Annotated in this window: 25 protein-coding genes; 11 read left to right on the top strand and 14 right to left on the bottom strand. The window is 41.7% G+C overall.

Annotated features, from left to right (window positions below):
• Positions 1-37 precede the first annotated feature (37 nt).
• The 3 genes from AAU57_RS07025 to AAU57_RS07015 form a co-directional block, all read right to left on the bottom strand.
• Positions 38-3,184 carry an efflux RND transporter permease subunit gene (locus tag AAU57_RS07025; protein WP_055412235.1) on the bottom strand — a complete coding sequence of 1,049 codons (3,147 nt, stop codon included), beginning with the start codon at positions 3,182-3,184 and terminating at the stop codon, positions 38-40.
• Positions 3,177-4,334, bottom strand: a complete 1,158-nt coding sequence (locus AAU57_RS07020; RefSeq protein WP_055412234.1) for an efflux RND transporter periplasmic adaptor subunit — start codon at positions 4,332-4,334, stop codon at positions 3,177-3,179. Before AAU57_RS07020 ends, AAU57_RS07025 begins: the two co-directional genes overlap by 8 nt.
• A 176-nt stretch (positions 4,335-4,510) precedes the next feature.
• Positions 4,511-5,980 (bottom strand): efflux transporter outer membrane subunit, encoded by a 1,470-nt coding sequence (locus AAU57_RS07015; protein WP_231717783.1) that lies wholly within the window; start codon positions 5,978-5,980, stop codon positions 4,511-4,513.
• A 454-nt stretch (positions 5,981-6,434) separates the two neighbouring features.
• Between AAU57_RS07015 and AAU57_RS07010 the strand changes: the two genes are divergently transcribed.
• Complete coding sequence (locus AAU57_RS07010) at positions 6,435-7,151, top strand: Bax inhibitor-1 family protein (protein WP_055412232.1); 717 nt, start codon at positions 6,435-6,437, stop codon at positions 7,149-7,151.
• Position 7,152: 1 nt separating this feature from the next.
• Positions 7,153-7,998, top strand: coding sequence for a zinc-dependent peptidase (locus tag AAU57_RS07005; RefSeq protein ID WP_055412231.1), 846 nt, complete (start codon positions 7,153-7,155; stop codon positions 7,996-7,998).
• On the opposite strand, the gene AAU57_RS07000 is transcribed toward AAU57_RS07005, so the two are convergent.
• The 5 genes from AAU57_RS07000 to AAU57_RS06980 form a co-directional block, all read right to left on the bottom strand.
• Positions 7,950-8,555 (bottom strand): hypothetical protein, encoded by a 606-nt coding sequence (locus tag AAU57_RS07000; RefSeq protein WP_055412230.1) that lies wholly within the window; start codon positions 8,553-8,555, stop codon positions 7,950-7,952. The genes AAU57_RS07005 and AAU57_RS07000 overlap by 49 nt on opposite strands.
• A gap of 214 nt (positions 8,556-8,769) precedes the next feature.
• Entirely contained in the window at positions 8,770-10,461 is a 1,692-nt protein-coding gene (gene ettA / locus AAU57_RS06995; protein ID WP_055412229.1) for an energy-dependent translational throttle protein EttA, read from the bottom strand.
• Positions 10,458-10,871 carry a hypothetical protein gene (locus tag AAU57_RS06990; protein ID WP_055412228.1) on the bottom strand — a complete coding sequence of 138 codons (414 nt, stop codon included), beginning with the start codon at positions 10,869-10,871 and terminating at the stop codon, positions 10,458-10,460. The genes ettA and AAU57_RS06990 overlap by 4 nt, the downstream gene beginning before the upstream one ends.
• Entirely contained in the window at positions 10,872-11,048 is a 177-nt protein-coding gene (locus AAU57_RS06985) for a CAL67264 family membrane protein (RefSeq protein ID WP_090756521.1), read from the bottom strand.
• Between the two features lie 48 nt (positions 11,049-11,096).
• Positions 11,097-12,251, bottom strand: coding sequence for a class I SAM-dependent RNA methyltransferase (locus tag AAU57_RS06980; protein ID WP_055412226.1), 1,155 nt, complete (start codon positions 12,249-12,251; stop codon positions 11,097-11,099).
• A gap of 44 nt (positions 12,252-12,295) precedes the next feature.
• Between AAU57_RS06980 and AAU57_RS06975 the strand changes: the two genes are divergently transcribed.
• Both AAU57_RS06975 and AAU57_RS06970 read left to right on the top strand, forming a co-directional pair.
• Positions 12,296-13,105 (top strand): class I SAM-dependent methyltransferase, encoded by an 810-nt coding sequence (locus AAU57_RS06975; RefSeq protein ID WP_055412225.1) that lies wholly within the window; start codon positions 12,296-12,298, stop codon positions 13,103-13,105.
• The gene (locus AAU57_RS06970; protein ID WP_231717782.1) at positions 13,102-13,773 is read left to right on the top strand and encodes a ZIP family metal transporter; all 672 of its coding nucleotides are present in this window, start codon (positions 13,102-13,104) and stop codon (positions 13,771-13,773) included. The genes AAU57_RS06975 and AAU57_RS06970 overlap by 4 nt, the downstream gene beginning before the upstream one ends.
• Before the next feature lie 36 nt (positions 13,774-13,809).
• Here the strand turns inward: AAU57_RS06970 and trhA are convergent, their stop codons facing one another.
• From trhA to mnmA, 5 genes are read right to left on the bottom strand one after another with little or no spacing between them, the layout of a single operon-like run.
• Positions 13,810-14,442, bottom strand: coding sequence for a PAQR family membrane homeostasis protein TrhA (gene trhA, locus AAU57_RS06965; RefSeq protein WP_055412224.1), 633 nt, complete (start codon positions 14,440-14,442; stop codon positions 13,810-13,812).
• The gene (locus tag AAU57_RS06960) at positions 14,435-15,388 is read right to left on the bottom strand and encodes an NAD(P)H-dependent flavin oxidoreductase (protein ID WP_055412223.1); all 954 of its coding nucleotides are present in this window, start codon (positions 15,386-15,388) and stop codon (positions 14,435-14,437) included. The genes trhA and AAU57_RS06960 overlap by 8 nt, the downstream gene beginning before the upstream one ends.
• Positions 15,389-15,431: 43 nt before the next feature.
• The gene (locus tag AAU57_RS06955) at positions 15,432-15,644 is read right to left on the bottom strand and encodes a DUF2007 domain-containing protein (protein WP_055412222.1); all 213 of its coding nucleotides are present in this window, start codon (positions 15,642-15,644) and stop codon (positions 15,432-15,434) included.
• Between the two features lie 10 nt (positions 15,645-15,654).
• A complete protein-coding gene (locus tag AAU57_RS06950) occupies positions 15,655-17,241 on the bottom strand; it encodes a S8 family serine peptidase (protein ID WP_055412221.1) in 1,587 nt (528 codons plus the stop codon).
• Positions 17,242-17,250: 9 nt separating this feature from the next.
• A complete protein-coding gene (mnmA, locus tag AAU57_RS06945) occupies positions 17,251-18,429 on the bottom strand; it encodes a tRNA 2-thiouridine(34) synthase MnmA (protein WP_055412220.1) in 1,179 nt (392 codons plus the stop codon).
• 165 nt (positions 18,430-18,594) lie between these two features.
• Here mnmA and AAU57_RS06940 point away from each other — a divergent pair, with 165 nt between their 5' ends.
• From AAU57_RS06940 to AAU57_RS06930, 3 genes are read left to right on the top strand one after another with little or no spacing between them, the layout of a single operon-like run.
• Positions 18,595-19,554, top strand: a complete 960-nt coding sequence (locus AAU57_RS06940; RefSeq protein WP_055412219.1) for a fasciclin domain-containing protein — start codon at positions 18,595-18,597, stop codon at positions 19,552-19,554.
• Positions 19,555-20,022, top strand: coding sequence for a hypothetical protein (locus tag AAU57_RS06935; protein ID WP_055412218.1), 468 nt, complete (start codon positions 19,555-19,557; stop codon positions 20,020-20,022).
• A gap of 17 nt (positions 20,023-20,039) precedes the next feature.
• Complete coding sequence (locus AAU57_RS06930) at positions 20,040-20,513, top strand: DUF1569 domain-containing protein (RefSeq protein WP_055412217.1); 474 nt, start codon at positions 20,040-20,042, stop codon at positions 20,511-20,513.
• On the opposite strand, the gene AAU57_RS06925 is transcribed toward AAU57_RS06930, so the two are convergent.
• Positions 20,510-20,950 carry a hypothetical protein gene (locus tag AAU57_RS06925; RefSeq protein WP_055412216.1) on the bottom strand — a complete coding sequence of 147 codons (441 nt, stop codon included), beginning with the start codon at positions 20,948-20,950 and terminating at the stop codon, positions 20,510-20,512. The two genes, AAU57_RS06930 and AAU57_RS06925, sit on opposite strands and share 4 nt — an antisense overlap.
• A 159-nt stretch (positions 20,951-21,109) precedes the next feature.
• On the opposite strand from AAU57_RS06925, the gene trmD reads away from it, so the two are divergent.
• From trmD to AAU57_RS06905, 4 genes are all read left to right on the top strand, one after another.
• Entirely contained in the window at positions 21,110-21,790 is a 681-nt protein-coding gene (gene trmD / locus AAU57_RS06920) for a tRNA (guanosine(37)-N1)-methyltransferase TrmD (protein WP_055412215.1), read from the top strand.
• A gap of 49 nt (positions 21,791-21,839) precedes the next feature.
• Complete coding sequence (locus AAU57_RS06915; RefSeq protein WP_055412214.1) at positions 21,840-22,193, top strand: T9SS type A sorting domain-containing protein; 354 nt, start codon at positions 21,840-21,842, stop codon at positions 22,191-22,193.
• 127 nt (positions 22,194-22,320) lie between these two features.
• Positions 22,321-22,674, top strand: a complete 354-nt coding sequence (gene rplS, locus AAU57_RS06910; protein WP_055412213.1) for a 50S ribosomal protein L19 — start codon at positions 22,321-22,323, stop codon at positions 22,672-22,674.
• Between the two features lie 373 nt (positions 22,675-23,047).
• Positions 23,048-25,267 (top strand): NADP-dependent isocitrate dehydrogenase, encoded by a 2,220-nt coding sequence (locus AAU57_RS06905; RefSeq protein ID WP_055413701.1) that lies wholly within the window; start codon positions 23,048-23,050, stop codon positions 25,265-25,267.
• The last annotated feature ends 150 nt before the right edge of the window (positions 25,268-25,417 follow it).

Below are 25,417 nucleotides of genomic sequence, written 5' to 3'. Positions count from 1 at the left end.
TTCGATTCATTTCAATGTAGCCAGTAATAAGAGATTTCTATAAATCATCTTCGTCTTCTTCTGTAAATAATTTACCCACCACCTTTTCATGCAAATTCTGAAATACAATAAAGAGCATGGGCACGAATATGATCAATAATAGTGTTCCCACAAATAAGCCTCCTGCAGCACCGGTTCCTATGGAACGGTTACCTTTAGCGCCTACTCCAGAGGCGATAATTAAGGGAACCATACCTGCAATAAAAGCGATCGAGGTCATCAAGACTGGCCTTAATCGTTCCTTAGCTGCTTGGATCGCAGCATCTTTTATGGATTCTCCATCCCTACGTTTTTGTTGACCGAACTCTACTATCAGAATCGCATTTTTTGCCAGCAAACCAACAAGCATGATCAAGGCGATCCTGAAATAAATGTTGTTTTCCAATCCGAATAGGTACGTAAATAGGTAGGAACCTAAAACACCCAGCGGCAAAGAAAGAATTACCGCCAATGGGATGATGTAGCTTTTGTATTGAACGGCCAAGAAAAAGTACATAAAAACCAAGCTAAGTACTAGAATCACTTGCAATTGACCTTCTGCCTCGATCTCTTCTCTAGTCAAACCATTAAAACCTAATTTATAGCCGCGTTTCAAACTCTGGGCTTCTTCTTTGATGGTAGCAATTGCATCACCGGTACTGTAACCTTCCTGAATGGATCCATTAACACCTATAGCATTGAACAGATTGAATCTATTTATGGACTGAGCACCGTTGATCTCTTTTAGGGTGAAAAACTCTGTTATGGGCGCCATTTCTCCTTTATCATTGCGAACAAAAATCTTTTTAAAATCCTCTTTGGTTCTACGGTACTCTGGTAAGGCCTGTACATACACTTTATACTGCTTTCCAAACTTGCTAAAGTTTGAGGCATAAATTCCACCTATATAACCTTGTAAAGATCCTAATATCGTATTTGCATCAATTCCTGCGGCTTTGATTTTAGCTAAGTCCAATTCAATTTGATATTGAGGAAATTCATTGCTAAACGTGGCTCTCGCCATAGCAATCTCGGGTCGTTGATTAAGGCGTGCGGTAAGGTTTTTTGTTTCTTGATTGAGATCGTCCAAAGATGCATCGCTTTCACTTAAAACATTGAACGAAAAACCTCCAGAACCACTATAACCAGGCACCTGCGCTGGCTGGAAAAAGGTCATTTGCGCATCTGGAAATGCAGCGGCAACCCCATTGAGCTGTTTAATAATCGAATTGATGGATAAGGAGTCCGCATCTCTTTCACTCCATTTCTCTAAAGGTAGATAGGCCAATGCATAAGAACCTCCAGTACCATTAAAAAAATTGGATCCTGTAGAAAACGATATTGACTCAATGCCTTCGATGTTTTTAGCTTGCTCACTAAAATCTGCCATGATCTGATAGGTTCTATCCATGGAAGCTCCATCTGGTAAAGTCACGTTTGCAAATACCACTCCTTTATCTTCAGTTGGCACAAAACCTTTAGGAATGTTATTATTGATAAAAAAGATAGCTCCCAAGGCAACGGCAAGTACAATGCCTGTAATTACAAGTTTACTGCTTAGACTATTCAAAACGCTCTCGTAACGATCCTTGAGCTGGTCAAACTTCTGATTAAAGCCATTAAAAAATCGCCTTAAAAAGTTTTTGTTTTCTTCTTCGTCGTCTTCAGGTTTTAGGATTAAAGCACTTAATGCTGGACTCAACGTGAGTGCGTTTATAGAAGATATTACAATAGAAATAATCAACGTGACTCCAAATTGCTCAAAAAAGATCCCAGTCGGACCTGTCAAAAAAGTTACCGGAATAAACACTGCCGCCATCACAAGGGTCGTCGCGATGATTGCACCTGATATTTCCTTCATCGCATCTATACTGGCCTTTCTAGCGCTTTTTTCACCGTTTTCCATTTTGGACTTGACAGCTTCTGTCACGACAATGGCGTCGTCAACAACGATTCCTATGGCAAGAATCAGCGCGAATAATGTTAGTAGGTTCAAGGAATAGCCCAACAAATTCAAGAAGAAAAACGTTCCAACTACAGATACAGGTACCGCAATAGCTGGGATTATAGTGGTACGTATATCTTGTAGAAAAACAAAAACAACGACAAAAACCAGCGCAAAAGCAATCAAAAACGTGTTTATCAAATTATCGATGGACGCTTCTAAAAAATCATTGATATTGTAATCAATGATATAATCCATTCCTTTCGGGAAGTCTGCCGCTAGTTGCTCTAGTTCTACTTCAAGGTCTTGAATCACCTTTTGTGCATTGGATCCAGGCGATTGGAAAATCCCTAAACCTACAGACCGTTCACCGTTAGTTTCTGAAATCGAAGTATAGCTAAAAGCATCCAGCTCAATATCTGCCACTTGCTTAAGTGTCAAATACTGATTATTGTCGATGGCTTTCAGTACAATATTTTCGTATTCTTCGATCGAACTGAATCGGCCTTGATACTGCAGCGCATATTCAAATGCAGAACCTGAATTTTGTCCCAAGGTTCCTGGTGCCGCCTCCACGCTTTGCTCGTTTAATGCGGCGAGAACGTCAGATGGTTGCAAGCCATAGGCCGCGAGTTTATCTGGTTTGATCCAGATGCGCATAGTGTATGCCTTACCACTGCCAGATGAGACTTGTGCTACACCTTCAATTCTTTGAAGAACTGGAACCACTTTGATGTCAATATAATTCTGCACAAAAATCTCATCAAAATCATCTGTCGTACTTCTGAAGGATAAATACATCAACGAGCTATTCTGCTTCTTTTGAGTGACAATACCGCTGTTGATGACCTCTGCAGGAAGTAATGGATTCGCTCGTGCCACACGGTTTTGAACGTTTACCGCAGCAATATCAGGATCGGTTCCTTGTTTGAAGAAAATGGTAATAGTGGCATTACCACTGTTACTCGCCGTTGAAGTGATATAATCGATGCCTTGTACACCATTGATTTCCTGCTCGAGTGGCACTACAACGCTTTCTAGAATAGTCTGTGCACCTGCACCTGGAAATGTTGCCGTTACCTCAACTGTTGGCGGCGCGATCTGCGGATATTGGGTCACCGGCAGATTATTAAAGCCCAGTATTCCCAAAATCACCACCACAATAGAAATCACGGTAGATAAAACTGGATTATCGATAAATATTTTGAGGAACTTATTCATTCCTAAAGGTGTTTTTCACATTCCCCAAAACACTATCCAAAGCAATAAGCCTAGGCTTGATCTTACTGCTATCCTGCACTTTTCCAAGTCCTTTGGCTAGTATAGTATCACCTACCTTAATACCTGAATTGACAATCACCACATTCCCAACTCGCTTTTCTATATCTACAAGCGTATTATAAATAGTATCCTTATTGGCCAGCTTAAAAAGATAGGTAAGCGTTTGTTGTTTATATGTGGATTCCGCAGGTACCACAACAACGTCATTGTAGGCAATAGGAATTTTCATCAAACCGCTATATCCATTGAGCAACACGCCATCTGGATTGGGAAAAATCGCTCTGAACGTGATGCTTCCTGTAGAACTGTTGATCGTACCCGTTGTGGTTTGGATCCTTCCTTTTTGTTTATAGTTGTTACCGTTGGATAATTCAAAAACCACTTCTGGAAAGTTTGCTATTTTCTCTTGAAGTGTGGTTCCTTTAGTTTCCTTTAAAAACGAGACATAATCTTTCTCATCCATGGAAAAGTACACAAACACACTATCGTTCTGGCTTACGGTGGTCAACGCCATGGCATCCCTTGGTCCCACAAGAGAACCTAGCCTATAAGGTAATGAATTGATACGACCGGTTACTGGACTCATGATGGTCTTGTAATTTGACATGCGCTGTGCACTGCGGTACACGTTTTCACTTTCCTTCAATCTTGAGTTTGCCTGTTCCAGACCAGCTTCGGCTTTCTTTAATTCCACGTCACTGATGATACCGTCTTTTACCAGTGGTATGAGTTTATCCACATCGACCTGTGCGTTGTATCGATCCGCTCGGGCAATGCCTATAGCATCACGCGCAGCTTGAGCTTCGGCTTGCAAGGGTTCTGCTTCCAGTTCAAACAGCAGGTCACCTTTTTGCACATATGCGCCTTCATCCACGTAGATTTTTTCAATAAACCCTTGAATTTTAGGTCTTATCTCGATGTTCTTGACACCTTCCACATTAGCGGGAAATATCGTGGTGTCATTTACGGTTCTTTTTTCTACTTTGAGAACGGGTAACTGCGGTATTCTTTGCTCCTTTTGCTCTTCAGAACATGAGCAGCAAAGCGCCAATGTAATCAGGCAGGACAATATGATGTGATAGGTCTTCATAATATATAGCTTCCCAGAATATCGCTGGGGTTTAAAGTTGTTTGGATGACTGTGCTTGCCGTATTAAATGGCTTCGGTTGCGTCATTAACCCACTTATTTCAATTTATATTTCAAATCATGAACTCTATTAAAGCGATGAGGTGTGTTTGAAGTTCGCTTTCGCGAAAGCGTAACTTCATTCATTCTTCTTCTCTTCATTAGACAACATGGTACTTGCAGGCTCAACCTTCTTATTCCAGCCACCACCCAAAGCGCGGTACAACTCTACAGTAGCGTTAAGCTGATTGAGTTTTAGGTTTACCAATTCAATCTGGGCATTCAATCTGTTAGAATCTGCGATGAGCACCTCTAGATAACTGGAAAGACCGCTTTGATAAAGCCGGAAGGAATAGTCTGTCGCATTGTCGAGAAATTCCACTTGCTCCTGTCGCACCTTGTATTGTTCTGTAAGCGAGTTTTGGGTAAACCACGCATCATTCACCTCTTGATAGGCCGTCAACAAGGTCTGTTTGAACTCCAGTAATGAGGTCTGTTGATTTATTTGAGCTACTTCAAAATTGGTCCTGATCCTTCTATTATTTAAAATGGGCTGTGCCAGACCGGCGACGAGTGTATTGAATAATGAAGCGCTACTAATCCAGTCGCTGGCATTTACACTTCTAAATCCAGCAGATGCTCCAATATTCAATTGCGGATAAAAATCTGCTCGTGCTACATTTTCCAGCTCAAAGGCATTGATAAGGTTGAATTCTGCCTGCACCACATCGGGTCGGTTTCTCAATAATTGCGATGGCAATCCTATCTCAATTTCTCTATCCAGAAAGGTACTATCGATCTTACCACGAGAAACCTCTTGCGGGTTTTTCCCTAACAGAACGCTAAAAGCATTTTCGGCAAGCTTGATTTGCAACTCCAGATCCAGTGCGAGCAATTCGGCAATCTTTAATTGTGAACCAGATTGTTGCACGGCCACTTCACGTTCCAGGCCAGCTTTTTTCAGTTTTTGCGTGATGTCAAAACTTCCTTGTCTGGCTTCCACAGCCTGCTGGGCAATTTCCAACTGCTCGTCCAGCGCCATGAGCAAGTAATATTGCGAGGCCACATTTGAAATGATAGAAGTCTTGACCAGTCGCTGTCCAGCCTCGCTCTGTAAATAAGCTGCAGCTGTTGCTCTTTTATTGCTGGTAATGCCACCCCAAAGATCAATTTCCCAATCCAGTGTCCCAGTAAGATCATACTGTTCAATGCGTGAAGGAACATTGCCATTGCTGGACTGGTTTCCTTGACGGGCTTGCTGTCCCTGAAAACTATTATCACTAAAATCTGATGAATTTACTGATGCATCAACATTTAAGGTAGGCAAATAACCAGCTCTTCCTTGCCGATATAATGCCTGCGATCGATACACATTTTGAAGGGCCAGACGCAAGTCATAATTGTTAGTAAGCGCTTCATCAATATATTCTAGTAGTAATGGGTCATTGAAAAATTGCTCATAAGGCACCATAGCCATTGAGGTAGAATCGATTTCCTTAAAGTCCCTATAAACGGTTGGGACGTCCAGTTCTGGTTCTTGGTAATTTTTAGTTACCAGACAAGAATGCGTTAAAAAAGCAATAAGTATGAGTAGTAGAATCTTTTTCAAAAGCAATCTTACCTTTTATATATTGGTTTGCGATCCCAATAATTTGTGACCGGCAATGGATGTTTTGAAAATTAAGGCAGCAAGCCACAATTAAATGATAGGGAAATGTGAAAGTTGCCTCGAGGTAGAAAAGTTTTCACGTAATGACTATTCTGGAAAACATTGAAATTGCTCAAGCTGACGGAACCAGTCGAATAATTGAAGCATCTATAAAGTTCAATTTAACTAGGTCCTGTTAGGCACTATTATTGAAACCCACAACAATGTAATCATTGAGTCAATAAAAGAGTTTAAGATTAAAACTTTTGAGATTTTCTTAGCTTTTATCGCAATGCCTAATGGATACGTCTATAAATTTATTAAATATCTTTGTTACATTGACTGCTATAGAAGTAAAACAATCCATTAAACGTTTTCTTCTAAAGTCAGTAACAGCAAACTCAAATTAAAAAACATGGAAACTACCGAATATAAAAACCCAACGACATATCAGCCTTTGATTGAGGTTACGGACGATACCCGAGCTGCTTTTTATCGTAAGACCTATGGCCACGTGGCTCTTGCTACTTTATTGTTTATCGTTATTGAAACAGTATTGCTACGCATCAATCCGCTAGTGGATCTTATGTTGTCACTTACTCAAGGATGGAAATGGTTACTGGTTTTAGGCGCTTTTATGTTTGCGACCAATTATGCTGAAAAACTGGCGCATACCACACATGATAAAACCAAGCAATATCTAGCGCTTTTCCTATTTGTTCTAGCTGAGGCGATCATTTTTGTGCCCTTATTGGCTATCGCGGTCATGTATAATCAGAATGATAGTTCAGTCTTGAGTCAAGCTGCGATCATGACACTAGCCCTATTTACCGGATTAAGCGCCGTGGTATTGATCACCAAAAAAGACTTTTCATTCCTACGCAGCATTCTTGCGATAGGCTTTTTGATAGCCGTAGGTGCGATCGTTGCTGGGATGATTTTTGGATTTAATCTGGGACTGTTCTTTAGTGCTGGGATGATTGTTTTAGCCGCTGGAACGATCTTATATCAAACTTCGCAATTGGTCCACAAATATTCTACAGATCAATATGTAGGTGCATCACTTGGGCTTTTTGCTTCATTAATGCTATTATTCTGGTACATCTTGAGCATCTTCATGTCAAACGATTAATTTGCCGAAAATCCTAATTCCAAGTGACACGCAGCAGTGGTTGGCGCCTTATGGCTATGCTCTCGTTGGCCTCATACTGCTAGCTGCGATCATTCATCTAATCTTGAGATACCTGCAAAATCGAAACGATTTTCTATGGTATAGACAAGTAGCAAACTGGAGAAGGTTATCGCTTTCGCGAAAGCGAACTCTTCAAGAATTCTCCTTTTATAAAAAACTCTCGCCCAAGTATCAAAAACAGTTTGAACACCGTGTTGCCTGTTTCATAGCTGATAAAATTTTTAAGCATCGTTATGGGAAACCGGTGCAGGATCATCAAAAGGTCACGATAGCCAGTATTGCTGTAATGCTCACCTTCGGTAGGCGTAATTACATGATGGATAATCTGGAGACTATTTTGATTTTTGACACTCCTTTTGAAAGCGCTGCGAACCAAGTTTTACACAAAGGTGAGTTCAATCCCAGAGCAAAAGTACTGGCCTTATCTTGGCCTGATGTGCTGGCGGGAATACAGGTAGAAGACGATAACTTCCATCTAGCGCTGCATGAATTTACTCATGTGATTCATATTGAGAGCGAACGCTCGCAACACATAGATGCCTTGAGATATCATAAATACCATCATCTTTTACTAATGGCATTAAAAGATCGAGAAATACGGAACAGATTGGAGCATTCTCAATTTTTCAGAGACTATGCGTTCACCAATCAGTACGAATTTATGGCAGTACTCACGGAGTATTTCTTTGAGTCGCCAGTAGCTTTCCAGAGTGAATTCCCTTTACTGTTTCAATATATTCAAACAGCGCTTTTATACAAAACCGACTGGCTTACAGGACTGGAATGAAGCTGTTTTGGGCGTTTGAGTCCGCTGGTGTTTAAAGTCAGGTGAGATAAAATTTCCAAGATTGAAGAAGTCTTTACCAAATCCTTAGCCTCCAATCCATAGGTGCGTTCCCCATTACGAATGATAGTCATCGATTGTACGGCACAAATTCTATCGCTAAAATGGCTTCTAAATTCGCTAAAGTATTTGTTTGCAGCGTTTTCAATCAGACTTATTTTGTCCAACAGATCTTGAGAAACCGTTGAAGCTGCAGAAGTTTCAAACCTCAAACATTGATCAACTTGGATAAAACGTTCTAGCGATTTTGAGTTGGTCACATCGAGTTTCAATAAATGAATGAAGTCATTGATGGCAAACACTAATTCACTTAATTCCTGTTTTGAAACGACTCCTGGAAGTTGATGTGGATATTTTGATTTGCTAGCAGAATGTCTTGAACTTTCTACTTTCACATTTAGGTAAGCCAGAAATGAGACTATACCTAGACCTTTAGCATCTTGAACCGAGATCCTACTCTGAGCTAACTGAATTTTTAAGGATAGTAAATTTCTTATCATCTATTGCGATTCAACGGGTCAAAGGTAACCCTACTTACACGATGGAAAAATACCCCATGTAGGGTATTTCTTGCCTCTATTAGAAGTTAAAAGAAACCTTTAAAACTGTTAATTGTGAAGCGCCTAGATTAACGCAAAGATTAAACAAAAGATAAAAAAACTCCCATCGAGAATAATTACCTGATGGGAGCTATAAGTGTCGTAATAAGAAAACTTAATCTCTTATCAACTTTTTATATCTAATTCTCTTAGGAGTTACGTCACCCAATCGCTTTCTCTTGTTTTCTTCATATTCTGTAAAGCTACCTTCAAACGAATAGACCTGAGAGTCACCTTCAAACGCAATAATATGTGTACAAACCCTATCAAGGAACCATCTATCGTGAGATATGATCACCGCACAACCCGCAAAGTTTTCTAGTCCTTCTTCTAGTGCACGTAAGGTATTCACATCCAAATCATTGGTCGGCTCATCGAGAAGCAGCACGTTTCCTTCTTCCTTAAGAGTCATTGCAAGGTGCAGCCTGTTGCGCTCACCACCAGAAAGCGTTGACACTTTCTTATTTTGCTCAGAACCTGAGAAGTTGAAACGACTCAAGTACGCTCTAGAGTTTACCATCTTGCCACCCATCATCACCATATCCTGGCCATCTGCAAAATTCTCCCAGATGGATTTGTCCTGATCTATATTGCTGTGTGTTTGATCTACATAGGCTAGTTTGACCGTTTCGCCCACTTTGAAAGAACCTTTGTCGGGTTCTACCTCATCCATAATCATTTTGAAAATGGTCGTTTTACCAGCACCATTGGGGCCTATGATTCCTACAATACCGTTTTGTGGCAGTACAAAATTAAGATCTTCATACAACAGCTTATCGCCAAATGCCTTACTCACGCCATTAGCCTCGATTACATTAGTTCCCAATCGTGGTCCATTGGGTATGTAGATTTCCAGCTTTTCTTCTTTGGCTTTTTGATCCTCGTTCAAGAGCTTGTCATAGTTATTCAAACGTGCCTTTTGTTTAGTCTGGCGACCTTTGGCTCCTTGACGAACCCAATCCAACTCGCGTTGTAGGGTCTTACGGCGCTTGGACTCTGTTTTTTCTTCTTTGGCAAGACGGTCGCTTTTTTGCTCCAACCAGCTGGAATAGTTTCCTTTCCACGGAATCCCTTCACCACGATCCAGTTCTAGAATCCATCCCGCAACATTATCAAGGAAATATCTATCGTGAGTTACAGCGATAACGGTTCCCTTATATTGAGCAAGGTGTTGTTCCAACCATAAAACAGATTCTGCATCCAGGTGGTTGGTAGGCTCATCCAGCAATAGAATTTCTGGTTCTTGTAGCAATAATCGACATAAAGCCACGCGACGCTTTTCACCACCAGAAAGATTCTTGATGCTCGCATCACCTGGCGGCGTGCGCAGTGCATCCATCGCGATTTCAAGTTTAGTGTCCAATTCCCAGGCATTAACGGCATCAATCTTATCTTGCAATTCTGCCTGACGGTTCATCAACTTCTCCATCTTGTCTGCATCAGAGTAGTTCTCTTCCAGGCCAAAATCGTCGTTAATTTTATTGTATTCGTCCAGAATCGCAACCGTTTCGGCGACGCCTTCCTTGACGATTTCCATAACCGTTTTGGACTCGTCTAGTTCTGGTTCCTGCTCTAGGTAACCTACACGGTATCCTGGTAAGAAATTGATATCTCCGTGGTAGTTTTTTTCTTTCCCTGCAATGATCTTCAACAGCGTGGATTTACCAGAACCATTGAGACCTAAAATCCCGATTTTTGCGCCGTAGAAAAAGCTTAGGTAGATGTTTTTAAGCACCTGTTTACCGGTACTTTGGTAGGTCTTTGAAAGACCTGACATGGAGAATATTACTTGTTTATCGTCACTCATTGTAATGAAGTTTTTTCTTTAAAAATGGTATGTAATTGTTCTAGGGATTGATCTGTGTACCGCTTTCGCGAAAGCTTAATATCCTCCAACCCTTCAACTCGTATTAATAATCCCAGATCTTGAAGGCGTACTTGCTTGACATCAGCAAACAGAAATCCTATGGTTTTGTGTCCCAGCAGTTTCATGGTCACACTTTTAGAACCATAAGAAACTGCATTTGAAGTCGTAAAACTATCCATGCTCAAATAAGCAAAAAGTGTGATAGCCAAACCGGCAGCGATATAGGCGTAAACAACCGGTGCATCCAGAAACCAACATAAAAACGCAATGATAAATAAGGCAGTAGCAGCATAAGTAATGCTCAAATACTTCTTACTGTTCAGGTTTTTGATTTTGATTTCCCGTTTCATTTAAACGCGACCCTTCAATGCATTGAATACCCAAGCGATCGCAAAAAATCCTATACCTACTGCGGCAAAACCATATCCTGCCACTTCTCTATATCTAAAAGCGCCCAGTGCAATAAGTCCAACACCTATAATGATCATGATTAGGGTTGCCCATCCTAGAACTCCGTTCTTATTCATTGCCATATCTAATGTTTTTTAAATAATGCGGACTGCAAATATACACTCCTATTGATCCTGTTTACTGGCTTTTTTTGAACCGCGATACATTTCATATTTAACCAGTCGCGCTTCCAATTTACCATTAAAAAGCTTGATCCTGCGCGATGCTTTCAAGCCTACGTGTTTCAAGGCTTCCAAATTACCAGTAATCATCCATGCCGTGCTGCCCGCATACCTGCTTTTCAAGGTATCACCTATTTCTTTATAGAACGCCTCCATATCAATCTCTAACCGCTCATCATATGGTGGATTGAACAATAAAAAAGCCTGAGCACTTTGTGAATCCCTAAAAAAGTCTCCTTTCTCGACGCTTACAAAGTCTTGAAGGTTGGCATTCTTGACATTTTCAATGGCCTTTTCTACCGTGTAGCCATCAGCATCGCGAGCGATGATTTTACCGTCAAAGCCACGCATCTTTTTCAAACAGCTGGCTTGAATATTTTCAAACAATTGATTGTCATAATCTGGCCATTTTTCAAAACCAAATTCCTTTCTATTGATATTGGGCGCGATGTTAGCACCTATCATTGCCGCTTCTATAGCTATCGTTCCGCTACCACACATGGGATCAATAAAAGTCGAGCGCTGGTCCCAATTACTAAGCAGAATTATTCCAGCAGCGAGCACCTCATTGATCGGCGCCACATTAGTCTGGTCGCGGTAACCTCTTTTATATAATGGATCTCCACTCGTGTCTAGCGATACATCAACCGTTTGGTCGTTGATATGGACAGAGATGCGCAAGTCTGGATGCTTGGTATCCACATCTGGACGCCGACCGTGTTTCTCGCGCAATTGATCCACAATCGCATCTTTGGTCTTAAGAGCAACGTATTGACTGTGGTTAAAGTACTGAGAAGAAACCGTGGCGTTGACCGCCAGCGTATCGTGCGGCGTCAGGTATTTTGACCAATCCATTTGATAGATGCCATCATAGAGGTCTACCTCAGTTCGCGCTCTAAAACTATGAATAGGTTTAAGGATCCTGATGGCCGTGCGCAACATCATATTGGCTTTATACATAAAACCTTGATCGCCTGAAAAACTCACCATTCTCACACCTTTCTCGATATCCATCGCACCTAGATTTCTAAGTTCGGTTTCCAGGACTTCTTCAAGGCCAAAAAGGGTTTTGGCAATCATCTTAAAATTTTGCGACATGCGATACGGTTTTGAGCCGCAAAATTAAGGTATTTTTGCCGCCTATGAGCGAGACAAACGACCAGACTACATGGTATTCCAGTTGGTTCGACACGCCTTATTACCACATCCTCTACAGGGATCGTGATTATATTGAGGCCGGTCATTTCATGAAGCGCCTCACGCAACGTCTGGAGCTGGACCAACAGGCTCACATCCTGGACCTGGCTTGTGGCCGTGGCCGCCATAGCATCTTTTTAAACCGATTGGGTTACCGCGTTACCGGTGTGGATTTGAGTGAGAGTAGTATCGCTTTCGCGAAAGCGAAACTAGACCACATCAAGTCTGGAAATCTAGAACTAGGCGAATTAGGAACCGGAAAAGTCCAACTGGACCGCATACAATTTGCGGTGCACAACATGACCCAACCGTACCCAGAGAAGTTTGACGCCATCTTCAATCTGTTTACCAGTTTTGGCTATTTTGACAACCCAGATGACAATCTCAAGACCATACAGGCCATCAAACAAAGTTTGAAACTCGATGGTTATGGTGTGATTGATTTTTTCAACTCGCATAAAGTGATTGAAAATCTAGTTCCCTATGACGAAAAAACCGAAAAGGGAATCACCTTCAAACAGTCTCGCAGGTTTGAGGGCAGCCATATCTATAAAGAGATACGTTTTGAGGAAGATGGAAATAAATTTCATTTTACAGAGCGCGTTCAGGCATTGACCTTAGAGGATTTTAAATCCTATTTTGCTACCGCTGGACTGCAACTGGTCGCTACTTATGGAGATTATCAATTAGAGCCGTTTAATAAGAAAACCAGTGACCGTCTTATTTTGGTCTTTCAAATAGCAAAAGCATCATGATGAATTTGTGGTTGCCATTCCTCGCTGTCGTAATAGGCAGCGCAACGGCATTTATATTTAAAGAAGTTTCTAGGCAGCGCATGAAGTTGTTGCTGGCATTTTCTGGAGCGTTTTTATTGAGCGCCGTTGCCACAGAATTTCTTCCAGAGATTTATGAATCTGGTGATGTAACTTTTGGCATCTATCTTATCGCAGGTGTTTTTGTACAGATCATTCTAGAGTTTTTCTCAAAAGGAGCTGAACATGGTCACCTTCACATACATCATGATGTTCCTAAATTTCCCATCGCGTTATTTGTAAGCCTCTGTTTACATGCCTTTCTGGAAGGTATGCCGCTGCAAGAAGCTAATGGTATGACGTATGGTGTAGCGATTCACAAAATACCTATCGCCTTCATTTTTACAGGATTCCTGATTGCTAATAAGGCTTCAGTTACTAAAATACTTTTGGTCATTTCCATTTTTGCGATCATGTCTCCGTTGGGAAGTATTATTGCACAGTACGCAGATTTCGCTGACGCTTACATGCTACCTATCAAGGCATTAGTAGCTGGGATCGTTTTACACGTTTCTACCACATTGATTCTGGAATCCAGTGATGGGCACCAATTCAATCTTGCCAAAATGATTGTCATGCTGGCTGGTGCCGGACTGGCTTTTATGATTTAGTATTTCGCTTTCGCGAAAGCGATGCATGCATCAGTTCTATTTCAAAATGAGCCACACCATCATCAAGTGACTCAAGCTACCGCCTAAAACAAAAAAGTGCCAAATGACGTGGTTGAAGTATAGCTTGTTCCAAGCGTAAAAAACAATTCCAACCGAGAAGAAAATGCCTCCAGCAATAAGCCACATCATCTGCTGTGCGCTAAAGGCAGCTTGCAAGGATTCCAGATCCAAAACTACCATCCAACCCATCACCAGATATAATATGCTCGAGAAAGCTTCAAACTTACCAGTAAAGAAAAGTTTCCAAATTGTTCCAAACAGAGCAACGCCCCAAACTGCTGCCAGAATGAGCCATCCACTACTCTGCTCCAGACTGATCAAGCAAACAGGTGTGTACGTTCCTGCAATGGAGAAATAAATAGAGATGTGATCCATCTTGCGCAAGGTCCACTTAATTTTTTCTGGCTTGGCATAATGATATGAGCTGGATGCTGCGTATAAAAATAATTGTGACACACCATATATAATGATCGCAAGCAGTGCATGAGGTGCAGCACTTGAAAATGCTAATTGCAATAGAAAAACACTAGCGCATGCAAATACGATAAATCCAAATCCATGAGTGATGACGTTCCAGCGCTCTTCCAGAGCCGTTTGTGCTCTAGGCATACAAGGATTTTTCCGTCATTTCTTTGCGGGCCGCTTCATATTCTGCGACCATGTCTTCAACGACTTGGGCCGCAGGAATGATGTCATCAATCAATCCAGATACTTGACCTATTTCTAACTCACCATTATCGAGATCACCTTCAAACATGCCTTTTTTTGCTCTGGCTCTTCCCAGCAATTGGGTCAAATCTTCCTTAGTTGGCGATTGCTGATATAATTCCTGCACCTGATTCCAGAATTTGTTGCGCATCAATCGTACGGGCGCCAATTCCTTTAAGGTCAAGTGGGTATCACCTTCACTTGCTTCTACAATCGCCTTTTTGAAATTGATATGACTGCTGGCTTCTGGAGTACAGACAAACCTACTACCTACTTGAACGCCATCAGCGCCCAAGGTCATTGCCGCCAGCATGGCTCTACCAGTAGCAATTCCACCAGCTGCCATTAAGGGAATATCAATAGCTTTTGCAACTTGTGGTATCAAGGTTAAGGTCGTGGATTCTTCGCGTCCATTATGACCACCAGCTTCAAAACCTTCTGCTACGACGGCATCGACACCAGCTTCTTGAGATTTCAAGGCAAATTTCACGGAACTTACCACGTGAACTACTGTAATTCCAGCTTCTTTTAATTGTGGAGTATAGCTTTTAGGATTACCAGCACTAGTGAACACAATAGGTACTTTTTCCTCTTTGATAATTTCTAGAATCTCATCTAGATCAGAGTAAAGTAAAGGCACATTCACACCGTAAGGTTTGTTTGTGGCTTTCTTAGTTTTTTGAATGTGTTCGCGCAGCACATCTGGATACATCGATCCAGCACCTATCAGGCCTAAACCACCAGCATTGCTAACGGCACTGGCCAGCTTCCAACCGCTTGCCCAGACCATACCACCTTGAACAATGGGATATTTGATTTGAAAAAGTTGAGTGATTTTATTGCTCATCAATTAGAATTCTTTCTCGCAAGATCTATAAAATGATCTTGAATTAGGATACTGATGCGATCAATTCTTGTGCTTTCTGTGCATCTTCTTGTGAAACAAAGAGTTCGACGCTATTATCAGGTACTCCAAAGCCTGCTAATCTACCGGACTCAGTTTCATCTTTGATGATTACCGAGATGTTGTTGTTTTCCAAAACGTCTGCCATGCGGCGTACGGTTATGGAATCGCTGGTAAATATTTTGATATGATTTTTCATAAGTATTGTTCTAGTTCAAAGCAATCTTAAACGCTTTCTCATTACATATAAAAAGGTAGATCCCGCTTGAGAATCCGTTTAAATCTACGGTATCCTGTGGCAGGATGTTTTTATCAATCAACAATTGACCTTGAAGGTTGTAGAGTTGGAAAGGAATTGCGCTTTCGCCTTGAGCGATATAGACGTATAAAACACGGTCCTTAATGTAATATTTCAAATCATCCATGGTGGTAACTGGCTGGCTGGACAAGGTTTGAAAGGTCTTGCCGAAATCTGGAATACCGTAACCTAACTGGTTGTCTGGACTTGTGGCTTGAGATCCTGAATCCTGAACGGCTTGAATGAGCTGTGCTAGCGTCAAATTGGGATAAGCCTGCAGTAAGCACGCCATCGCACCAGCGATGACTGGACCACTGTAACTGGTACCATTTCCCGTCACAATCTGACCGTCATTCTCATGAACTAGTGCGGTGGCAGATCCTTGAGCGACTACGTTTGGACGTATGCGTCCATCGACCGTTGGACCTATACTGGAAAAACTGGATTTTGTACCACTTGCGGTTACAGCGCCTATCGCAAACACACCTGGAGCATCTGCTGGTGCAGCAATCCATGGATAGCTGGCACTATTCCCAAAATTTCCCGCACTGGTCATGACCAGCACTCCTTTTTCACTTGCTATGGTCGCGCCGCGAGAAATCACGGAAGAACCATTCATATCTTGATACGTAAAGCTTTCATTGGGGTTATCAAATCCCAGATATCCCAACGAGACGTTCATGACATCAACGCCTAAAGAATCGGCGCGCTCTGCTGCGGCGACCCAGTAACTCATTTCGACTGGAGTTTCACTGGCGGCGTCTTCAGTTCTAAATAGGTAGTAGCTGGCATCTGGAGCGGTGCCTATATAATTATCAGTCGCTGTATTGATTTGCCCGGCGATAATGCTAAAGACTCGTGCGCCGTGAAAATGATCGCCATAAAAACTAGCGTCACCAGCTACAAAGTCGTAGCCACCTACAATTCTATTTTCTGATCTAGCGGTCTCAAAAGCTCTATTGATATCTACATTTGGGAAACCACTATCAGTTATGGCCATTAGAATTCCATCGCCGGTGAATCCGCGGTTGTGCAAATCATCCAATCCTATCATTTCAATCTGATTAGTGGCAGCGCCATAATTAGCAGGTAAGGTGATGTCTTCATTGAATTTTTCCCGTTGACCGATAGTCGCATTTTTGGACTGGTCTGCATATTCCACTCGATCTACAAAGCTCAAGTTTTTAAGAAGTTCCAAATTCTCAAAGGTTGCCACCACATGTACGGCATTGAACCATTTGGATTGAGTACGGTAATCTATGCCTGGCTGTGATTTAACGGTGTTCACATAATTCTGATTCATGGGAACGTCACGCTCATCGACGGCAACGCCGTGACGTTGCTTGCGATCCAATGCCCGTTGCGTAAGAATGGTTGACGGATTTTCCAGCGAACCCTGCACATTAGGCTTATCCTTAAAATAAACCAGTGCATGCAATTCTTGAGCAGAAAGCGATGCTGTAAAAAGCATCACCATTAAAACGACTAGAGATTTCATATCTGAAAGTTAAGCAATTACGCCAGAACCCAAACACTCTCCATTTTCATACCAAGCTGCAAACTGTCCTGGTGAAATCGCACTCTGTGGCGCATCAAAAATCATATAAAGTCCATCTTCTCGCTGGTACAGCTTGGCTGGCTCCAACTTTTGACGATACCGTATGCGACCCATCACTTCCATGGATTCGCCTACTTTCAGTTTCAAATCGGTTCTAATCCAGTGCACTTCATCTGGTTGTATCACGAGCCCGCGGCGATACAAACCGGCATGATCCTTTCCTTGACCTACATAAATGGTATTGGTATCCACATCAGTCTCAATGACAAACAACGGCTCTGGAGTGCCACCTACATTCAAGCCGCGGCGCTGGCCACGTGTAAAGTAGTGTGCTCCTTGATGTTGACCTTTAAGAATCCCATCAGATTCTTGATAAGTTCGCTTTCGCGAAAGCGAAACTACCTCATCATCACTGCTCAATTCTGACATTCTGGAAACGCTTAAATGCGTTGGGATCTCTACGATATTTCCAGTTTTGGGTTTGAGTTGCTGCTGTAAAAAATCAGGTAGTCGTACTTTACCAATGAAGCACAATCCTTGACTGTCCTTTTTGCCTGCAGTAATCAAGCCTTGTGCGGCAGCGATCTCGCGCACTTCACTTTTTTGAAGATGTCCTATAGGGAAAAGGGTTTTGGAAAGCTGCTCCTGCGAGACTTGGCATAAAAAATAGCTCTGGTCCTTGCCCGCGTCAGCTCCAGAAATCAAATGATGAACGGTCTGTCCGTTTTCTTGTGTGGTGGTTTTCTGGCAGTAGTGACCGGTCGCAACAAAGTCTGCTCCAAGGTCCAAGGCAATATCCATAAAAACATCAAACTTGATCTCGCGATTACACAGCACATCAGGATTAGGCGTGCGGCCGCGTGCGTACTCGTCAAACATATAGTTGACGATGCGTTTCTTGTATTGCTCGCTCAAATCGACGGTTTGGAACGGTATTCCCAGCTTATCAGCCACCAGCATCGCATCGTTGGAATCTTCCAACCATGGACACTCGTCGCTGATGGTAACGGTGTCATCGTGCCAGTTCTTCATAAAAAGCCCGATCACCTCATGACCTTGCTCTTTTAAAAGATGCGCGGCGACACTTGAGTCTACTCCACCAGAAAGTCCTACTACTACTTTTGCCATGCTGCAAAAATACGTCAGTTCGCAATGATGCGCGATGTGACGGCATTTGATTTGTTGATGCCGGCGATTTTTTTGTCTATGGAAATAGTTGAATGAGTTTTACACCGTGAACGCAATAGGCTAGCTGCATAATCGTTATTTTGCAGCACGTTTATGAGTAGTATTATGAAAAAGTTTTTGAATTCGTTTTTGTTTTTGAGTGTTTTGGTGTTGGCGGTTTCCTGTGTGGATGACGATGATAACATGAATGTGATTAACGGCCCAACGGCACTGGATTTTCTAGAAGAAAGTCCAGATCACACTAGCATGGTGGCAGCCCTGGAACGCACCCAACTGGATTTTACACTAGATCAAGAAGGCAGTTTAACCATCTTTGCACCTACCAATCAGGCTTTTTCAACCTTTCTTGCAGCCAATAGCTACAGTAGTATCGAAGCAGTGCCCGAGGATTTATTGAGAACCATATTGTTGTATCATGTTCAATCTGATATCAAAACCACTGGTCAATTCAATTCCCAATATTTTAAAACATTGGCGCAAGTAGGCAATGCCCAGATCGATGTATTTGTAGAAGTTGAGAACAACACCTTGCGTATCAATGATGAGTCAACGGTGACAGATCCCGATAATCGCGTGAGCAACGGTATTGTTCACATCGTTGATGATGTGCTGGATTTACCCAGTATTTATACGCTTATCAGTTCCAATCCCAATTTTTCCAATCTCACTACGGCTTTGGATCAGGTAGGTTTAAGTATCGTCCTGGACGATAATGACGATGCATCTGCTCCATTTACGCTTTTTGCACCTAGTGATCCAGCTTTTGCTGCGTTCATAGCTTCAGACCCTAATGATCAATTTGAGAACATTCAAGACGTGCTGGACCAGAATAATTTTGACGACAAACTGTCGTATCATGTTTTAGGTAGTCAGGCATTGCGCCAGGATGCCTTTGAAAATGGCGCGACGATTGATCCTTTAGGATCAGGAACTTATACCGTAAATACGACTAGCGGTATTTCAATCATTGACGGCTCGGGAAATACCGTCAATCTTGTAGCGACCAATATTACTGCTTTCAATGGCGTGATTCACACACTGGACTTTGTACTGCAACAGCAATAGATGGACGAGGCAAGCTGGATTCAATTTAAAACTGCCATTCATAACAAATGCCTAGAAATAGTGCAACAGCAGCTGGATACCATACAATCCAGTATGGATCAACTGATGGAAGCCAAAAGCAACGAAACAAAAAGCAGTGCCGGCGATAAATATGAAACGGGTATGGCAATGATCCAGAATCAGGAAGATTTATACCGACGCCAGCACATGGACACCGCGTCAAAACTTCAATTGCTCAAATCCATCGATCCAACGGTCACGCACCAAAAGATTGACCAAGGTTCTCTAGTAGAATTATCGACAGGTTGGTTTTACATAAGCGTTGCTCTAGGAAAGCTGGACCTCAACGAACGAGAGGTTTTTGTTTTAAGTCTCCAATCACCCTTAGGCATTTTACTCAAAGGAAGATCTGCTGGTGATCAAGTCACCTTTAATGGCAAGCAGATTATAGTGAAAACAGTACATTAGCAACAGAATCCACAACCATGAAAAATCCTTTGCAAAAACAATTTGATCAACTTGAAACTTATCTTGAAAAAGGAAATCTGGTGGCGCCCAATGTTTCGGCTAAAGGGGTTTACTGGCACGTTGATCACAGTTTACGCATCCTGGAAGGTGTTCCAGAAATGATGCGCCAGTCTAAGCCAGAGGACTTTAAACCTAAATCTTCCTTGCTCAAGTTCGTGATTATGAATACCGGCTGGATGCCTCGCGGCAAGGGAAAAGCTCCTAAAAACGTGTTGCCAGAAGAAGGTGAGCTAGATAAAGATCCTATTAAGGTGCGATTGGATCGCGCATTCCATCAGGTGAATTCCATTAGGGATCTGGATGAAAAGGCTTTTATGCGTCATCCATTATTTGGGTCATTGAATAAAAAGGAAACGATCAAATTCCTAAAGATCCACACGCATCACCACATCAAGATCATGAAGGATATCGTCAAAAAAAGTAACGCTTAAAAACCTATGGGCGTTTTAGTTTGAGGCTGGAACAACGCCTTGACTTGAGGTTTACTCAGTTCAATAATTGTAAAAACACCCAAAGCAATACCCAGCATCCCGGTAAAGCAGTTGAGGATACCAACTACAAAAATGAAATTGTAGCCTTGCCTTGAGTTGATTTTTGAGGCTGCGATAAGCGTCAAAATCCCAAAAGTCAAAAGAACTACAGCTCCTATAGTTCCTACGGTTACAAAAATCCAATGCATGGCCTCTGGAAAATGCGCTTCATTTTGATCCGGGTTTGGAAACGTATTCACCATCGCTTTAAAAAAGGTGCCCATAAAGGCATATCCTATAAAAAAGAACATCCCTAAAAAGTTAAAGCAGGCCTTCACAATGTACAGGATGCGCAGTAGATTCAGATAGTTATCGTTCAAGGGTTTAGTAGTTTGCATATGGTGGTAGATTAGTTACGCTTTCGCGAAAGCGATATATTCATCAAATTCTAAACAGTGTTTAAACTAATGTAAAAAGATATATTCCAATAAAAAACGAAGCTTCTTGCATTACGGCATGTTTTTAGAAGAAGTACTTTTGTCCCAAAGTTATTTATTTTGAGAATAGACATCATTACCGTACTGCCAGAATTAATCCAAAGTCCTTTTGAAGCGTCTATATTGAAGCGCGCCGTTGAAAAAGGAATCGTGGAAGTGCACATGCACGACCTGCGCAGGTACGGATTGAACAAGTACAATCAGGTAGATGACTATCAATATGGCGGTGGTGCCGGCATGGTCATGATGATTGAGCCTATTGATAAAATGATTACAGAGTTGAGTGCAGATCGCGAGTATGACGAGATCATATACATGACACCTGATGGTGAAACCTTGAATCAAGGCATTGCCAACCAGTTGTCATTAAAAGAGAACATCATCATATTATGTGGACATTATAAAGGAGTTGATCAACGTGTGCGAGACTTATATGTGACGAAGGAAATTTCCATAGGCGATTATGTATTGAGTGGTGGCGAGTTGGGTGCTGCCGTATTATGTGACGCGGTGATAAGACTGATTCCCAATGTGATAAGCGATGAGACCAGTGCATTAACGGACAGCTTTCAGGATGGATTACTGGCGCCACCAGTATACACCAGACCAGCAGAATATAAAGGTGCCAAGGTTCCTGAGATTTTATTGAGCGGTAATTTGCCTAAAATTGATGAATGGCGAGAAGAACAAGCCTTTAAAAGAACAAAAGAACGACGTCCCGATCTTTTAACTGATGATTAATATCGACAAATAACAAAATAATTGTAATTTTACACGCAATTAGACACTTATGAAAATACTTATACTCTCTTTTCTTTTAGGCGTGATGGGTTTTTCATCTAACGCAATACCTTTAGAACAGCCCACGACGGTACATTTCCAGTTGGTCCAAAAGCCAGAAAAAATGACGTTGCTGGCAAATCCTATTAAGGATGGCACCCTCAAATTGTCATTTGAGCATGTGCGTAGTGAGTCTGTGAACGTGGTTATCATCAACTCATTGGGCAAGCGTGTTTTTGAATCCAAACGCAGCCTTAACAATCAGACCCAAGTGTTTGATGTATCTTCATTAGCATCAGGAATTTACTTTTTGCGTGTGAATACAGATCAATCCAACTTTGTCAAGAAACTGATCGTACAATAGCAAGATCATTTTTATTTGATTTTTTTGGTATAATTATTTAATAATCCTATTTTTGCGCCTCGTAAAAAATAACCTCTGACGATAATCGTGCATGTTGTTTGTTTACCTAACACATTAATCTATCAAGATGACTGATTTAGTAAAATTCGTTCAGGACGAGTTTATCACAAAGAAAGAATTTCCAAAATTTGGAGCTGGAGATACCATTACGGTATTCTATGAAATTAAAGAAGGTGAAAAGAGCCGTACGCAGTTCTTCCGTGGTGTAGTGCTACAGGTAAGAGGTTCTGGAGCCACTAAGACATTCACCATTCGTAAAATGAGTGGTAACGTTGGTGTTGAGCGCATCTTCCCTATGAACCTTCCAGCAATCCAGAAGATTGAATTGAACAAAGCAGGTAGCGTACGTAGAAAACGTATCTTCTACTTTAGAGAACTTACTGGTAAGAAAGCCCGTATCAAAGAGGCTCGTAGAAAATAATCTACCCTATCATTTCCCTTTAAAACCGCTTCTTTCAAGAAGCGGTTTTTTTATGTCTCGATATTTTGATTGGTATCGCTTTCCTTTCTGACAAACTACGGATAGGAAAGCGAACGATTCATCAACCCTACAATTCCAGACCATTTTAGTTTGATGTATCCATCTAGTTTATCAAAATTTTGAATGTGCAGCAGCGCTCCACAAGCCTGCTCGATTGAATCTTCAAGGATTTACCAAAAAACCCATTGAATCTCACGGTAAAAGTGCTAAGCCTAAGCAAAAACCACCTAAAAACAGATTCTTACCTATTATATTTGTAGGCCGCACCTATAGCGTGCGTTTCACATTAATTTTTATTAAAACAAGTACATACATGTCCACCCAAAATCCTAAGATCATATACACCAAAACCGATGAAGCACCAGCGCTCGCTACGGCATCGTTTTTACCTATAGTTCAAAAATTCATTGAGCCTGCTGGAATAGAAATAGAGACCAAAAATATCTCTCTTGCAGCTCGAATCCTGGCTGTTTTTCCAGATCGATTGGGCGACAAAAAAGTGCCAGACGCTCTAGCAGAATTAGGTGAGCTGGTTACCAAGGAAGAAGCCAATGTAATCAAGTTACCCAACATTAGTGCCTCTGTCCCACAATTGAATGATGCGATCAAAGAATTGAGAGCTAAAGGTTATGATCTACCAGATTATCCAGAAGAAGCCACAACAGCTGAGCAAAAAGATATTAAAAAGCGCTATGACAGCGTGAAAGGTAGCGCTGTAAATCCAGTTTTACGCGAAGGTAACTCTGATCGTCGCGCTCCGAAGCCAGTGAAGCAATATGCAAAGAACAATCCGCATAGTATGGGCGCATGGAGCAAGGATTCTAAGTCTCATGTTTCTACTATGGACCAGGGAGACTTTGCTCACAATGAGAAAAGTGTCACTGTGGACAAGGCAACAACTGTAAACATACAGTTGATTGATACCGATGGCGAAAAACACCTATTGAAAGAAGGTCTAGCTCTTAAGGCTGGTGAGATCATCGATGCGACTTTTATGAGTAAAGATGCATTATTAGATTTCCTAGAAGATCAAATGGTGGACGCTCGTGAAAAGGACGTTCTTTTCTCACTGCATATGAAAGCGACCATGATGAAGGTTTCTGATCCCATTATTTTTGGTCATGCCGTGCGCACTTTTTTCAAATCCGTATTTGACAAGTACGGTGATGCACTAGAAAAAGTAGGCGTTGACGTAAACAACGGTTTAGGCGATCTATTGGGCAAATTACATGAATTACCAGACGATAAGAAAGATGCCATTCAAGATGAGTTGAGACGTGTGATGGAGTATCGTCCAGATCTCGCCATGGTCAATTCTGATAACGGTATCACCAACTTACACGTACCTAGTGACGTGATTATTGACGCTTCCATGCCTGCCATGATTAGAAATTCTGGCCAGATGTGGAATAAGGATGGAGAATCCCAAGACACTAAAGCCGTCATTCCTGATAGCTCTTATGCTGGGATCTATGCGGCAACTATTGATTTTTGTAGAGAGCACGGCGCTTTTGATCCACGTACGATGGGAACGGTTCCTAACGTAGGGTTGATGGCTCAAAAAGCCGAAGAATACGGTTCTCACGATAAAACCTTTGAACTTCCTAAAGCTGGAAAAGTTCAAGTAGTGGATGCAGATGGAAATGTTTTGATGGAACACAACGTAGAAGCTGGAGATATCTGGAGAGCATGTCAAACTAAGGATGCACCTATTCAGGATTGGGTAAAGCTTGCGGTTTCAAGAGCAAGAGCTACTGGAGATCCTGCTATTTTCTGGCTGGATGAAAATCGCGCACACGATGCCGAAACCATAAAGAAAGTGAACAAGTATCTCAAAGATCATGATACAGAAGGATTGGATATTACCATCGCTTCACCAGTTGAAGCCACTAAACGTACGTTACAACGTATGAAAGATGGTAAGGATACCATCTCTGTAACTGGAAACGTTTTGCGTGATTATAACACTGACCTGTTCCCTATCCTAGAAGTTGGGACAAGTGCAAAGATGCTTTCCATCGTTCCATTGATGAATGGTGGCGGATTGTTTGAAACTGGTGCTGGTGGATCTGCTCCTAAGCACGTGCAACAGTTTGAAAAGGAAAACCACTTACGTTGGGATTCATTAGGTGAGTTCTTAGCACTAGCCGTTTCTCTAGAGCATACCGCTGAAAAATACAATAATGAGAAGGCACAGATCATCGCTGATGGTCTGGACAAGGCCACTGAGAAATTCCTGACTAATAAAAAATCGCCTTCTCGTAAGGTGAATGAATTGGACAATCGCGGTTCGCACTATTACTTGGCTCTTTACTGGGCTCAAGAACTTGCTAACCAAACCAAGGATGAAGATCTTGCGAAACACTTCAGCAAGCTTGCTCAGGATCTTGCAGATAATGAAGAAAAGATCACGCAAGAACTAATAGAAGTACAAGGGAAAGCTATGGACATAGGTGGTTATTACTTACCAGATCCAGCTAAGGAAGAAGCAGCAATGCGACCTAGTAAAACGCTCAACGCGATTATTGGGTAATTCCTTTTTAAATATAGATTCAAAAATGCCTGTTGCGATTGCAACAGGCATTTTTTATTTGGTATTGATAAAATTCTGATATTTAGACAAATAACCACTGATGATCATCGCTTTACCTTATCAAGATTCTTTTCTAAACGTTTTGATGTT

Source organism: Nonlabens sp. YIK11 (assembly GCF_001413925.1).
GTDB lineage: Bacteria > Bacteroidota > Bacteroidia > Flavobacteriales > Flavobacteriaceae > Nonlabens.
The sequence above is the reverse complement of the archived record's forward strand: the minus strand, read 5'-3'. Positions and strand labels throughout refer to the sequence as shown.

What these genes read in the sequence shown, in the direction of transcription:
- AAU57_RS07025 (WP_055412235.1), bottom strand. Translation starts at nt 3,184, where the DNA reads ATGAATAAGTTCCTCAAAATATTTATCGATAATCCAGTTTTATCTACC.
- AAU57_RS07020 (WP_055412234.1), bottom strand. Translation starts at nt 4,334, where the DNA reads ATGAAGACCTATCACATCATATTGTCCTGCCTGATTACATTGGCGCTT.
- AAU57_RS07010 (WP_055412232.1), top strand. Translation starts at nt 6,435, where the DNA reads ATGGAAACTACCGAATATAAAAACCCAACGACATATCAGCCTTTGATT.
- AAU57_RS07000 (WP_055412230.1), bottom strand. Translation starts at nt 8,555, where the DNA reads ATGATAAGAAATTTACTATCCTTAAAAATTCAGTTAGCTCAGAGTAGG.
- ettA (WP_055412229.1), bottom strand. Translation starts at nt 10,461, where the DNA reads ATGAGTGACGATAAACAAGTAATATTCTCCATGTCAGGTCTTTCAAAG.
- AAU57_RS06990 (WP_055412228.1), bottom strand. Translation starts at nt 10,871, where the DNA reads ATGAAACGGGAAATCAAAATCAAAAACCTGAACAGTAAGAAGTATTTG.
- AAU57_RS06985 (WP_090756521.1), bottom strand. Translation starts at nt 11,048, where the DNA reads ATGAATAAGAACGGAGTTCTAGGATGGGCAACCCTAATCATGATCATT.
- AAU57_RS06980 (WP_055412226.1), bottom strand. Translation starts at nt 12,251, where the DNA reads ATGTCGCAAAATTTTAAGATGATTGCCAAAACCCTTTTTGGCCTTGAA.
- AAU57_RS06975 (WP_055412225.1), top strand. Translation starts at nt 12,296, where the DNA reads ATGAGCGAGACAAACGACCAGACTACATGGTATTCCAGTTGGTTCGAC.
- AAU57_RS06970 (WP_231717782.1), top strand. Translation starts at nt 13,102, where the DNA reads ATGATGAATTTGTGGTTGCCATTCCTCGCTGTCGTAATAGGCAGCGCA.
- trhA (WP_055412224.1), bottom strand. Translation starts at nt 14,442, where the DNA reads ATGCCTAGAGCACAAACGGCTCTGGAAGAGCGCTGGAACGTCATCACT.
- AAU57_RS06960 (WP_055412223.1), bottom strand. Translation starts at nt 15,388, where the DNA reads ATGAGCAATAAAATCACTCAACTTTTTCAAATCAAATATCCCATTGTT.
- AAU57_RS06955 (WP_055412222.1), bottom strand. Translation starts at nt 15,644, where the DNA reads ATGAAAAATCATATCAAAATATTTACCAGCGATTCCATAACCGTACGC.
- AAU57_RS06950 (WP_055412221.1), bottom strand. Translation starts at nt 17,241, where the DNA reads ATGAAATCTCTAGTCGTTTTAATGGTGATGCTTTTTACAGCATCGCTT.
- mnmA (WP_055412220.1), bottom strand. Translation starts at nt 18,429, where the DNA reads ATGGCAAAAGTAGTAGTAGGACTTTCTGGTGGAGTAGACTCAAGTGTC.
- AAU57_RS06940 (WP_055412219.1), top strand. Translation starts at nt 18,595, where the DNA reads ATGAAAAAGTTTTTGAATTCGTTTTTGTTTTTGAGTGTTTTGGTGTTG.
- AAU57_RS06935 (WP_055412218.1), top strand. Translation starts at nt 19,555, where the DNA reads ATGGACGAGGCAAGCTGGATTCAATTTAAAACTGCCATTCATAACAAA.
- AAU57_RS06930 (WP_055412217.1), top strand. Translation starts at nt 20,040, where the DNA reads ATGAAAAATCCTTTGCAAAAACAATTTGATCAACTTGAAACTTATCTT.
- AAU57_RS06925 (WP_055412216.1), bottom strand. Translation starts at nt 20,950, where the DNA reads ATGCAAACTACTAAACCCTTGAACGATAACTATCTGAATCTACTGCGC.
- AAU57_RS06915 (WP_055412214.1), top strand. Translation starts at nt 21,840, where the DNA reads ATGAAAATACTTATACTCTCTTTTCTTTTAGGCGTGATGGGTTTTTCA.
- rplS (WP_055412213.1), top strand. Translation starts at nt 22,321, where the DNA reads ATGACTGATTTAGTAAAATTCGTTCAGGACGAGTTTATCACAAAGAAA.
- AAU57_RS06905 (WP_055413701.1), top strand. Translation starts at nt 23,048, where the DNA reads ATGTCCACCCAAAATCCTAAGATCATATACACCAAAACCGATGAAGCA.